General features: G+C 59.4%; 9 protein-coding genes. All 9 read right to left on the bottom strand.

Annotated elements, in window-relative coordinates; all coding sequences use genetic code 11:
• Window positions 1–82 precede the first annotated feature (82 nt).
• Window positions 83–1,087 (bottom strand): ABC transporter permease, encoded by a 1,005-nt coding sequence (locus ABW043_RS06475; RefSeq protein ID WP_295411087.1) that lies wholly within the window; start codon window positions 1,085–1,087, stop codon window positions 83–85.
• Window positions 1,088–1,425: 338 nt separating this feature from the next.
• A complete protein-coding gene (locus ABW043_RS06470; protein WP_436071622.1) occupies window positions 1,426–3,306 on the bottom strand; it encodes an ABC transporter substrate-binding protein in 1,881 nt (626 codons plus the stop codon).
• A 381-nt stretch (window positions 3,307–3,687) separates the two neighbouring features.
• Window positions 3,688–5,199 (bottom strand): arabinosylfuranosidase ArfA, encoded by a 1,512-nt coding sequence (arfA, locus tag ABW043_RS06465; RefSeq protein WP_353920403.1) that lies wholly within the window; start codon window positions 5,197–5,199, stop codon window positions 3,688–3,690.
• Between the two features lie 253 nt (window positions 5,200–5,452).
• On the bottom strand, window positions 5,453–6,382 hold the full coding sequence (locus ABW043_RS06460; protein WP_353920402.1) for an ArsR/SmtB family transcription factor: 930 nt from the start codon (window positions 6,380–6,382) through the stop codon (window positions 5,453–5,455).
• A gap of 232 nt (window positions 6,383–6,614) precedes the next feature.
• Window positions 6,615–7,670, bottom strand: coding sequence for an ABC transporter ATP-binding protein (locus ABW043_RS06455; RefSeq protein ID WP_353920401.1), 1,056 nt, complete (start codon window positions 7,668–7,670; stop codon window positions 6,615–6,617).
• Window positions 7,671–7,680: 10 nt separating this feature from the next.
• Window positions 7,681–8,559, bottom strand: coding sequence for a carbohydrate ABC transporter permease (locus tag ABW043_RS06450; RefSeq protein ID WP_295411380.1), 879 nt, complete (start codon window positions 8,557–8,559; stop codon window positions 7,681–7,683).
• A 30-nt stretch (window positions 8,560–8,589) separates the two neighbouring features.
• The gene (locus ABW043_RS06445) at window positions 8,590–9,483 is read right to left on the bottom strand and encodes a carbohydrate ABC transporter permease (RefSeq protein WP_295411097.1); all 894 of its coding nucleotides are present in this window, start codon (window positions 9,481–9,483) and stop codon (window positions 8,590–8,592) included.
• A gap of 68 nt (window positions 9,484–9,551) precedes the next feature.
• Window positions 9,552–10,853: an ABC transporter substrate-binding protein gene (locus tag ABW043_RS06440; protein ID WP_353920400.1), complete on the bottom strand. Its 1,302-nt coding sequence runs from the start codon at window positions 10,851–10,853 to the stop codon at window positions 9,552–9,554.
• A gap of 99 nt (window positions 10,854–10,952) precedes the next feature.
• Complete coding sequence (locus ABW043_RS06435) at window positions 10,953–12,623, bottom strand: MGH1-like glycoside hydrolase domain-containing protein (RefSeq protein WP_353920399.1); 1,671 nt, start codon at window positions 12,621–12,623, stop codon at window positions 10,953–10,955.
• Window positions 12,624–12,925 lie beyond the last annotated feature (302 nt).

The following is a 12,925-nucleotide window of genomic DNA, read 5'->3' as shown; positions in this document are numbered from 1 at the left end:
CACCATGATCCCGACGAGGATCAGCCCGATGGTAAACTCGGCATTGTAGCGGATGAGATCGCGAAAAACGGCGAACATGGCTCTACTCCGCCCGAACGCGCGGATCGAGCAGCGGGTGCAGCAAGTCCACGACAAAGATTGCAAAGGCGACGGCGGTGATCGAGACGGTGCAGACCGCGAGAACCGTCGAATAGTCGCCGGCATTCACCGCATCGACGAGAAGCGATCCCATGCCGGGATAGTTGAACACCTGCTCGGTGATGATCGTGCCCGAAAACACCCCGCCAATGGTCATGGCGAGCGCAGTCACCTGCGGCACCAGCGCATTGCGCATCACATAGGAGCCGACAATGGTGTCGCGCTTGACGCCGGCGAGTTCGGCATAGGTCACATAGTCCTCGGTGACGATATTCGAGACCAGCGCCCGCATGCCGATGAACCAGCCACCGAGCCCAACCAGCACCAGCGAGAATGCCGGCAGCAGCGAGTGCTGCAGCACCGAGAACACGAAGGTCCATGACCAGCCCGGCCGCACATCCATGCTGAACCCGCCCGAAATCGGCAGCACCGGCCAGAGGAAGCCGAAAATGATCAGGATGATGAACGCGACGATGTAATAGGGGATCGGCTGCAGGCCCATGGTCACGATGCCAAAGGCCTTGAAGAACCGGTTGTTCTGAAAGTAGCCGGCAAGCCCGCCCATCAGATTGCCGATGATGAAGGTGAAGATGGTCGAGCTCAGCAGCAGCCCAAGCGTCCAGGGCATGCCGCGCATCACCAGCTCCATGGCCGGCGTGGGGAATGCCATCAACGATGCGCCAAGGTCACCCTGCAGCAGCCGCGTCCAGAAATTGAAATATTGGGTCAGCATCGGCTGCCCGGTGCCAAACATGGCCGTCAGCGCCTCGCGCGTCGCCGCAATGGCCTCAGGCGACAGGTTCGATCTGGCCGAAAGTCTTCCCAGCACTTGTTCGACCGGGTCGATAGGCGAGAGATACGTCACGAGAAACATGGCCGAAACGCCGAAAAAGATCACTGCGAACATCAGCAGCGCGCGCTTCGCCACGAAATAGAGATAACCTTGCATACGGACTCCTCACCGTCCTTGCCTACTCGGTGGGGGCCGTCCTCGGCCAATGGGGCGCCGAAGCAGTCTCCTCCACTAAATGTCACCCCGGCGCAGGCCGGGGCCCATCTCCCGCAGATTGGGGGCCTTATGGAGTGAAGTCATCTCGGGATGGGCTCCGGCCTGCGCCGGGGTGACATCATGGGATGCAAGACACGCCAAGCTGGACCCAATCCACAGCGTCATTCCCGCGACGGCGGGAATCTCTTCTCGCCCGCGGGAGAAAATTCGTGAGGAGCGCAGTCGCCCGCGCTCCCCAAAGCAGCGTGGCTTGCACCACGCCACCCGGGAGGACGCTTCTACGCCCCAGCGACAGGCGTAATCTGGGTGAAGATATACCGCCCGTTCGACCAGTTGGTCACAGGGTTGGCATAGTTGTTTTCCGCGTTCGGCCAGCCGGTCCAGAACTTGTTCGACTGGATGGAGAACACGTTGTAGGCCATGATCGGAATGTTGGGCATTTCTTCGAGATGCAGCTTCACGAAGTCATGGCCGTATTCGATGCCCTTGGGATCGTTGAAGTCGATGCCGCGGATCTTCTCGATGATTTCGTCGAGACGCGGATCCTTCCAGCGCATCCAGTTGCGATCCGGCTGGCTGGCGCCCGGCTCGGCGACATAGGCCGAGTGGTAGCTGTCCATGAAGAACGACAGGTCGGGGTGACCGCCCCAGGTTTCCACGGCCCAGGCGATATTGCACTCGTAATTGCCCACGCGCTGGCGACCCCAGGTGTCGGCGTCCACTTCAGCCTGTGCACCGATGCCGTTCTGGGCCCAGGTCTGCGCAATGATCACGCCGAGACGGTTGACCACGCCTTCTTGCGGCACCATCACCGAGAAGGTGAAGGGCGTGCCATCAGGCTGCATCCACTGGTTGCCGTTTTTGGTGAAGCCGGCTGCCGTGAGCAGTTCTTCCGCTGCTGGAATGTTCTGCTTCCACCAGCCATAGCCGAAGGCATTGCGAACGGCGGTTTCGTCGGTCGGCACGGCATCGCCGAATTGCGGACGAACCATATCGGCAATCTGCACGCCGATATTGGGATCGTACGGCTTCACCTTGCTGGTGCCCGTGTCGATCTCGTAGTTGGTCAGGAATTCCTGCAGCGGCGCATGGTAGTCGCGCGGATGGGTCCCCGTCGGCGGCACCGAAATGGCCGAGAGCGTTGCCGCACCGCGATACGAAGCCATCGACATGGCGCGCGCATCGAGCATCAGAGCCAGAGCCCAGCGGACGCGCTTGTCCTGGAATTTCGGGTTCTGGTGGTTGAAGATCGCCATCACCAGCGTCGGATCGGGATGGGCATAGGGGAAGCCCGGGAACCAGCCCTGGATCTGCGGATCCTGCTGCACCACCGAGAATGTGCCTTCCGGCGTCAGATCGTGCACCATGTCGAGATTGCCGTTGCGGATCTCGATCAGGCGGTTATCGGTCGAAATATTGTTCCGGTAGATGATGTATTTCGGCTTGGGTTCACCGACCTTGCCGAGCGCCGTACGCTCCCAGTCAGCGCGCTTTTCCCAGATATACCAGGTGCCGTTCGGATCGAACGAGTGCAGCGTGTAGGGCCCGAGCGAAACCGGAGGATTGGCGTCGTAGCTCAGGATGTCGTCCACAGCCTCATAGATATGCTTGGGCATGATCCATGCTGCAGTCCAGCGCACCGAGAACAGCGCATGGAAGCGCGAATTCGGCGCCTTGAGCTTGAAGTGGACGGTGTATTTGTCCGGCGCCGTAACCTCGGCAACCTGGTTGGAGAAAGCGCCATTATAGGGCGTACCGGGCGTCGCCGCCTGCTTCTGCACCGTGAACACCACGTCGTCGGCGGTAAATTCGACGTCGTCGCTCCAGTAGATGCCCTGCTTGAGCTTCACGGTCATTTCCGAGAAGTCTTCGTTGTACTGCCAGAGATCGTCGGCGAGCGAATTGTAGACCGCGTTCTCGCTGGCGCCTTCGACGCCGCGATCGGGATCGATGAACCAAAGCGTGTCGGTCGTCAGGTTGTGCAGGCCGTTGGAAGTGCCATTGCCCGCGCCCACGGCCCAAAGATTGAACCATGCCGGGTTGCGGATGATCCCTTCGGGGTTGTGCACTATCACGGTTTCACTGCGGGGAAACTGCGCCAGGTCCGGAGCCGAACCCTCGGCTTCCTGCGCAAAGGCCAGACCCTTGCCGGCGACCATCAACGCGCCGACTGCCGTCGTTCCGATCAGGAAACTACGTCTATCCATTCTGTATCCTCCCATGGGCGAAATGCCTCCCGCATTCCGCTTCCGACGCCCTCCAGCGCCGTCATAAGTCATACTTAACTAGGGGGTAGGGGATGTCAATCGCTTGTGTGATATAAATCGGAAAACATGATACAAAATGAAAAGGAGCACATCGTTGCCGATGTGCCCCCCGTTTTCACCGTTGGGAGTCGATGAATGCTAACAGTCTGTCAGCGAAAGCGTACCGCAATCGCGTCGTTTTGATAGTGCCAACCGCAGTCCCTTCACCTCTCCCTTTGGGGGAGAGGTCGACGCAAAGCGTCGGGTGAGGGGGCCTTGCTAGGGTCCGCTAGATCAGAGCTTCACCCGCACCATCTGGTAGGAATACGGCGGCAGCTTAACCGAGAGCTTCCCGCCCTCGACCTTGGCGCCTTCGCCCTTCTTCGGCTTGACTTCATCCTGGTTCTTGGCCGTGTTGACGGCCTTCAAATCCGGATGCGTCATCACCTGATGGTCGATCACAGTGCCGCCGGCAAAGCCCTGCAGGCTCACTTCCGTCTCGATGCTTTCGCTCGTGTGGCGATTGACGAGGAAGAAGCTCAGCGTACCCTCTTCTTCGTTGTGCACGCCCGAAACGTCGACATAGGCCGTATCCTTGGCATGCGTCGTTTCGTAGCCCGGCGAATTGGTGACGAGCTGCAGCGCAGTGCCGCGACCAAAGACCGAAGCGAAGAAATACGGGTAGTAGATGGTCTGCGCCCAGGCCGGGCCACCCTTCTCGGTCATGATCGGCGCGATCACGTTCACGAGTTGGGCGATACAGGCGATCTTCACCACATCCGAGCGACGGATGAAGGTGTTGAGGATCAGGCCGACCATCAGCACGTCCTCAAAGTTATAGATGTCTTCAAGCAGGCCCGGCGCATGCGGCCAGCCGCCATTGCCGTCAAGGATCTCGCGATCCTTCTTGTTCGAATGATACCAGACGTTCCATTCGTCGAAGGAAATATAGACATCCTTCTTCGACTTGCGCTTGGCCTTCACCTGCTTGATCGTCGAGGCGACGGTCTCGATATAGGTGTCGAGCTTTTCGCTCAGGCCGAGGTAATTCGGAGTATTGTCGTCACGATTGGCGAAATACATGTGGAGCGAAATATGATCGACGTGATCATAGGTGTGCTCCAAAACGATCCGTTCCCAATCGGGATAGCTCTGCATATCCGAGTTTGACGAACCGCAAACGATCAGTTCGAGGCTTTTGTCGAACATGCGCATGGCGCGCGCCGTGTTGGCAGCGAGCTTGCCGTATTCATGCGCGTCCTTGTGGCCGACCTGCCAGGGGCCGTCCATCTCGTTGCCGAGACACCACATTTTTACGTTCCACGGCTCCTTGCGCCCGTTCTTGATGCGCAGGTCGCTCCAATAGGAGCCGCCGGGATGATTGACATATTCCAGGAAGTTGCGCGCCTCGTCGACGCCGCGCGAACCAAGGTTCACGGCGAGCATCATCTCGGTGCCAACAGTCGCGCACCAGTCGGCAAATTCATGCACGCCGACGGCATTGCTTTCCGATGTGTGCCAGGCCAGGTCCAGACGGGTCGGGCGCTCCTCACGCGGTCCGACGCCATCTTCCCAATTGTAGGCCGAAACAAAGTTACCCCCGGGGTAGCGCACCACCGGTACATTGAGATCCTTCACCAGCTTGGCGACGTCGCCACGCATGCCGTCTTTGTCGGCCGTCGGGTGGTCGGGCTCGTAAATGCCCTCATAAATGGCGCGGCCGAGGTGCTCGAGAAATGCCCCATAGACACGATCATCAATTTTGGAGATCGTGTAATCCTTATTCGCTACGACAGACGCCTTCACCCTCGTCCTCCCATACAATCTGTTTTTCTGATTTGTATCAGTAAATCGGTTGTACAGGACGAAGCACGGCCTGTGAAGCCGCCCCGCGCACTTTTGTATGATTTTTGGGCAAGGCGCTTTCGGGGCGCCCAAAGCCCTCTCGGCAGCCGTCATTGCCGGGCCTGTCCCGGCAATCCATCCCGCCGCAACCACAAACCCAACACCCACCTACAGTGTCATTCCCGCGAAAGCGGGAGTGACGCGGAGCGTGAAACTACCGCGCGGTCTGCAATCTCATGATAATATCCTGGTCGTAGTTCCCAAAACCACGCCCAAAGATATTGATCCCCCCCGGATGCTTGGCGTCCGGCTTCACGGCAATCCGCAGCCGGATCGAGTGGTGATTGGAAAGGTCCAGGTCCACCAGCGACACCGGCGAAATCTTCACCCCGTCGACGTAAGTGCCTTCGCCAGTCACCCGCCAGCTCTTGAGCTTGCCATATTGGCTGCCCTTGAGCTTCCACCAGTCTGGCGTATAGACCCCGCGCTTGTCGCCAAAATCCCCCGGCGAGGTCCAAGTCCCGATCTCGGTGCCATTCACCGAAAGCGTAATATCGCTCGGCCAATCCGCCGATGTGCCCGGCACTTCCGAACTCAATTCGAGCGCAAATTCAAGCACTTCAATAGTGTTCTGTGCCAGCTTGGCATTGTTGGGAAACTGATATTCGAGGAACCCGCGGGTAAACCAGATCAGCCCCGCCTTCATTCGGTCCGGCTCGAGATAGGTTTCCGGCACATCCAGCAGCCCGATAATCCCCTCGGTCGAGCAAAGCCCGCACGGCGCCGAAACCTCGCAGCTCGTATAGAGCCCCAGCGGCATCGCCACCTCGATCGAGTTCGACCGCAGGGGGGTAATGTCGTCCTTGAACATCACCAGCACTTCATCGAACGTCGAGTGGCAGATCTTCTGATTGCCCTTCCGCGCCTTCTGCGTCTCCGTCCGGATCAGCCCCGCCGTTTCCAAAATCTGGATATTGGTCGAAACCGTAGACTGCGGCAGGTCCAGCCTGTCGGCAATGTCATTGCCATTGAGCGGCCCTTCCACGTGCAGCAGCTTGAGGATGCGGACCCGGATCGGCGAGGCCAAACCCTTCAGAACCTCGATATCCTCTTCGGGATCGACGACCAGAAAATTGCGGCTCATAGGGAATTAGGCTTTCAGATGATGGACAACAATTGTCTATCAAAAAGGCTGAACCAATCAAGCAGGCTGCAACAATTTCGTCACAAAGGCCCGGAAACGAGGCATTTCAAAGCATCGAGTTTGCTGATGCGATCTCTCCACCCTCGTCACCACCGGGCTTGTCCCGGTGGTCCATGCGGAGGTTAGATGGATTGCCGGGACGAAGCCCGGCAATGACGACGGAGACGGGTCCTCACCCGACCCGCAGCCCTTCCCCATTGAAATAATGAGCTTCTTTGGAATCTATCCCCAGTGTGATGGGGTCGTGTATCTTGTACTGCGACTGCCCCGGCGCCTGCACCAGCAGTGTGTCACCCGAAGCGACGCGCACATAAAGGAACACTTCACTCCCCAGATACTCGACCAGCGTGATCGTCCCCTCGATCGTCAATTCGCCAGCGCCAATCGTCACCTGCTCCGGCCGCACCCCAATGCTGATCTTCCCTTCGGCCTGCTTCTCGGAGGGTAGGGGCAGCGTTCCGAGCCCCGCAACGTCCACTTTCCCGCCCGCCGCCGTCGCCGCCAGCACATTCATCTTCGGCGATCCAATGAATGTGGCGACAAACAGGTTCGCCGGCGCATTGTAGAGCTCATAGGGCGTGCCGACCTGCTCGATCCGCCCCTTGTTCAGCACCACGATCCGCGTTGCCATGGTCATGGCCTCCACCTGATCGTGTGTCACATAAATCATCGTCGTGCCCAATCGATTGTAAAGGCTGGCCAATTCGACCCGCATCTGCACCCGCAGCTCAGCATCGAGGTTGGACAGTGGCTCATCAAACAGAAACAGTTGCGGTTCCCGCACGATCGCCCGCCCAATGGCCACGCGCTGTTTCTGCCCGCCCGAAAGCTGCCGCGGCTTGCGCTCCAGCAGCTCTTCAATGCGCAGAATCCGCGCCGCCTCCGCCACGCGCCGGTCGATCTCCTCCCGCGGCATGCGCAGGTTCACCAGCCCAAAAGCCAGGTTCTTCCGCACGCTCATATGCGGGTAGAGCGCATAGGATTGAAACACCATCGAGAGATTACGCTGGCTTGCCGGCAGGTCATTCACGATCCGGTCGCCAATGGCGATCGTCCCGTCGGTGATCTCCTCAAGCCCGGCAATCATCCGCAACAGCGTCGATTTTCCGCAGCCAGAAGGTCCGACCAGCACGAGAAATTCCCCCGAGTTCACCGCCAGGTCGATGCCGTGAATGATCGGCACCTGCCCATAGCTCTTGCGCACTTCGGAAAGGGTAACTGCAGCCATGGCAAAACTCCTACTTCAGCCCGCTCATGGCAATGCCGCGGATGATAAGTCGCTGGAAAATAACGAAGAACAGGATGATCGGCAGGATCGAGAGGATCGACATGGCGAACATCGGCCCGTATTGGCTGACCCCATCCGAGCTGATGAAACTGCGCAGCGCCAGGGGTACCGTGTAGTCTTCCATGTCGTTGAGATAGACGAGCGGCCCGAGGAAATCCTCCCAGGTCCAGATGAACGAGAAGATCGCCGCCGTCGCCATCGCCGGCAGGCTCAGCGGCATGATGATCGCCCAGTAAATCTTGAACGGCGAACACCCGTCGATCATCGCCGCCTCATCCAGCTCCCGCGGCAATTGCCGGAAAAACTGGATCATTAGGAAGATGAAAAAGGCATCGCCCGCCAGAAACCGCGGCACGATCAGCGGCAGATAGGTGTCGACCCAGCCAAGGTTCAGAAACAGCAGATATTGGGGGATAAGCACGACGTGATAGGGGATCATCAGCGTCATCATCATCAGCGCAAACCAGATGGTTTTTCCTGAAAACTCCAGCCGCGCAAAGGCATAGGCGGCAAAGGAGCACGAGATGACATTGCCGATCACCGACAGCACGGTGACCACAGTCGAATTCCAGAAAAACGTCGTAAAACTCACGGGCAGGGCGTTCCACCCCGCCCAATAGTTCTGCCACTGAAACTCCCGCGGCCAGAGCCCCAGATCACCAAAAATCTGGTTGTCGGGCTTCAGCGAACTAGCGAGCATCCACAGCAGCGGATAGATCATGATCAACGACGTGATGATCAGAAACACATGTTTGAGCAGCGCCGCCTTCTTTGCCCGCTTGGCCTTCGCCTCGCGATAGGCACGCGCCACTTCGGCGGTGCTCAGCATGGCAGGGGTAATAGTCGCCTCGGTCATGGCTCAGCCCCTCTCGTTCTCGTAGTGGACCCAGTATTTCGAGGTCCAGAAGGCGATAGCGGTGAAGAGGGCGATGATCAGCAACAACACCCAGGCCAGCGCCGAGGCATAGCCCATGCGGAGGAACGCGAACGCCTCATTGTAGAGATAGACCGTGAAAAACAGCAGGCTATCAAGCGGCGCGCCCGTGCCGCCGGAGATGATGAACGCCCCCGAAAAGCTCTTGAACGCCTCGATCATCTGCAACACGAGATTGAAGAAAATCACCGGCGCCAGCAGCGGCACGGTAATGGCGAAGAATTTTCGGACAGGCCCCGCCGCATCGATCTCCGCCGCCTCGTAAAGCTCCTGCGGAATGGCCCGCAGCCCGGCCAGAAAGATCAGCATCGGCGAGCCAAACTGCCAGATCGCCAGCACGATCAGCGTCCACAGCGAATATTTCGGGTCGCTCAGCCAGTAAGGGCCGTCGCCGCCAAAGAGCCGCAGGATCGAATTGATCACCCCGTCATAATTGAACAACTGCCGCCAGAGGATCGCGACCGCGATCGATCCGCCAAGAATCGATGGCAGATAAAACAGCGCCCGATACCACCCAATCGCCCGAATACCCTTGTCGAGCGCCATGGCCACACCCAGCGCAAACATCAGTTTCAGCGGCACCGAAATGACGACGAACTGGAACGTCACCTGCAGCGCTTTCCAGAAACGCTGGTCCATCTGGAACATGTAGAAATAGTTGTCCAAGCCGATCCACTGTGGCGGCCGCACGACATTGTACTTGGTGAAGCTGAGATAGAGCGAAGCCAGGATAGGCCCGATAGCGAGCAGGAAAAACCCGATCAGCCAGGGCGACAAAAAGGCATAGCCAGCGAAATTGCGTCTCAGGAATTTGTGCATCCCAGCCTCGTCACTATGAAAAATACCCGCCGCCCTCCAGGGAAGGGGCGGCGGGCAGGGTCAGGCTTTTAGGCGCGAGCCAGGATCGCCTTCGCCTGATTGAGGAAGTCCGTCGCGACCTCGGGGATCGTACGTTCCCCAAGCAGCACCGAAACGGCGAGACGCTCGAACGTCTGCTCTACTTCAGCCGAACCGCTCGGCGGCGGCGCGGTCAGCGGGGCGGTCTTGCCCTGGATCCTGTCGAAGAACTCCACCGATACCTTTTCGGCCGGCGACAGGTTCGGCTCCAGCGCCGCACGCACTTCGGAATTGGACGGAATGCCGCGCTCAAGGCCCAGCACCGCCGTCATATCGAGGTCATTCACGAAGGCGCTCATATAGGCCGTCGCCGCTTCCGGATTGCCGCTGTCGCGGGTGAGGCAGACGAACTGGCTCGGCTGGATCACCGAGCCCGGGATCATCTCGGGCGTATTCGGATAAACCGCCGCGCCCAGCACATCCTGCATCAGCCCCTGCACACCAACGAGCTGGTTGCTCCACAGATACGACATCGCCGATTTGCCGGTCACGACACCAAGCTGGCTCAGTTCCGAAACCCCTGCCAGCGCCGCCGATTCAGGTCCCGGAGGCGTCCCACCCGCATCGCGGATCGCGGCCCAGGTGCTCCAATATTCCTCGACGATTTCCTGCGTCGGACCATAGGAGCCATCCTCATTGTAAAGGTTGGCGCCCTTCTGCACGGTGAAGTCCGAAAAGTTCTGATAGTCCGCCGTATTGTCGTCCGTGCCGGCAACCCCGGTCGCTTCCTTGATTGCGACGGCGAACTCCTTCAGTTCGTCATAGGTGTAGGCGTACGGGTCAAACGTCTCGCCCGGCTTCACGCCCGCTTCTTCAAAGAGCCGCGTATTGAACACCGCCATGTGCGAATTCGCGCCGATCGACAGCGCGTAGAATTTCCCGTCCACCGTACCGGCATCGATGGCGCTCTGGTCCATCTTCGAAATATCGAGGCTCTTGCCGACAAAATCGTCCAGCGGCACTACGGCGCCATTGGCGATATATTCGAACAGAACGCCATAACCCTGCTGGATCACGTCGGGCATGTTGCCGCCCGCAATCTGCGTCGTCAGCTTGGTGAAATAGTCAGCAAAACCGAGCGTTTCCCCCGAAACCACCACACCCGGCGTCTTGCCGTTATAGATGTCGATGACTGCAAAGGTGCGCTTGTCGCGTTCCGGATTGCCCCACCAGAAGTGGCGCACGGCGGTGTCCTGCGCAAAGGCCGGCCGGCCAAGGGCGCCGAATAGGGCGACAGAACCGGCAAAGCCGGCCGATGTGTGCAGGAACTGCCTGCGGTTGAATTTGCTCATGGTTTCCTCCCGAGATGAGCTACGTACGTCAGAACTGGATGCGCTTAATTGGTCTTATGCATTCCGGCTGAAGCGGTCTTTCGCTGCTAGTGTCTCCGATCAATAGGTTGGGTGTGTCAGCCGCGAAGTTTTCTGTCGTGTGAAGGCGCCATCTTTCAGCGCCAGCACTTCATTGGGTCCAATGGCAAAGTCGAGCCGCGCGCCCTCGATCTCCAGGGCTCCGGTGATCGTTGTCACGCTCATCCCGATCAGCGCCTCAACCTTGCCAACGCGATCGGTGACGACGCGCACACCCCTCGGCGCCGAGAACAACGGCGCTCCATCGCGAAACACGCGCAGGGTCACCCCGTCATTGACCATCTCAAACCGCTGCCCATCGACCACCCGCGCATAGGCGGTGGCATGCTGCACATCCCGATGCTCAACCTGATAGGGCACGAGCCCGGTGAACCACAGCGTCCCCTCCGGCCGCGGCAAAATCCCCGTTAGCCGCTCGATGAAATCGAGGAGACACAGGATGCTGGGGGAATAGACCTCGGTAAAACCCATCGCCCCGTTGAACGGATTGATGGTCTGCGCAAAGCGCTCGCCGCGGACCAGCGCCGACAGCACCGGCTGCATCATCCAGGTCAGCTCTACATGCCGCCCATGATGCTCGAACGCATGCGCGGCCCGGATCAGCGTCAGAAAATTCGTCGGCCCGCACCAGCTATTATAGTCAAACGCCGGATCGAACCGCGGATCGTCGAGCGCTATGGACGTGAACGGATATTTCGCAAAGAACTTCCGAGTATTCAGCAGATACCGGCTCAGCGCCTCGGCGAAAAACTCCTCGTCCCCCACCTCGCAGGCCAATACCCGCAGCAACACGTCCGATTGCACTCGGACAAACTGGTCATTGCGGTCGAGGTCGTAAAAGAACCCGTCGTCGGGATCGAAACACTGCTCGAACAGCGCCGTGCGGCTCACCTCCGCCTTGTCGCGCCAGGGCGAGCCATCCTCGCCCAGCTCTTCAGCCATCAGCGCCAGATAGTCCCTTTGGCAGGCGACATTAGCCGTCAGGTCAGGCGCAATAAACGGCAGCACCGGATTGTCCGCACGATACCGCCGGGGATCATTCCCCTCCGGCGAATCCGGCACATGCCAGAACCGCGCCGAAAGATCGTGCCCTGTATCGAAAGCGCAAAACGCCTCGACCGCCCCAGTCCCACGCGTGTCCCGCCAGCGCGCCAGCCAGGCATCGTTCCGCCCCATGGCAACATAGAGTTTTCGGAGATAATCCCGGTCGCGCCCATTGAGCGCAAAGTGGTTCCACACAGACCGCGCCAGCGGCGTCACCGTCTGGATCTGCGAGAACACTGGCCCCGTCTGGGTCAGCTTATAAGGAAAGAGCCCATCCTCGCGCTGATTTCTAGCAAAGCCGGCAAAGGTGTCCCCGGCCACTTTGGGAATAAACCGCGACAGCAGTTCGGCATTGATCGTGCCGGTGCTTTCCAGCCAGCAGCCATAATAGATGCCACCCTCATTGAGGATAGCCGCGTCCCCCGCCGTCGGCTTGATGCAGGAAATCAGCTCGCACACCGCATCGCCAAAGCGATTTTCCATGGCTGACGAACTGGCCACAAAAGCCACGCCTGACGCGACAAATTCATCAACCGCCGCCTGGCCATGTTCGGAGTCGACCGGCACGGCGACCTTGGCCGCGCGCAGCCGCGCAAGCAGCGTTTCCGCCACCGACACTCCTCCGCTGACGCCAAGCGCCTCGGCCATCGACAAATCCTCCCCGCTGCACAAGGGCAGCAAAACCTTGTCCCGGTATGCCGGGATCGAAATGAGATCGGAGGTTGGGGGAGAAAATGACCGTCCCGCCAACCGCGACCGCACGGTTGAGTTCCCAACGGGACATCCAGAAGGCCGATACGAGCATCTGTCCGTGTTTGTTTCGGTCAGACAGACGACGTACCGCGTAGCGCGCGCTTTACCACATACCCTGGCTGGGCCCTTGGGCCCATGACGCGTCTCCGGCCAATCCTGGGAGATTAATCCCGCCTAGATGCCGATACTGTGCCGAT

The sequence above is a fragment of the Devosia sp. genome, assembly GCF_040509215.1.
Lineage (GTDB): Bacteria > Pseudomonadota > Alphaproteobacteria > Rhizobiales > Devosiaceae > Devosia.
This window is presented reverse-complemented; position numbering and strand designations above follow the sequence as displayed.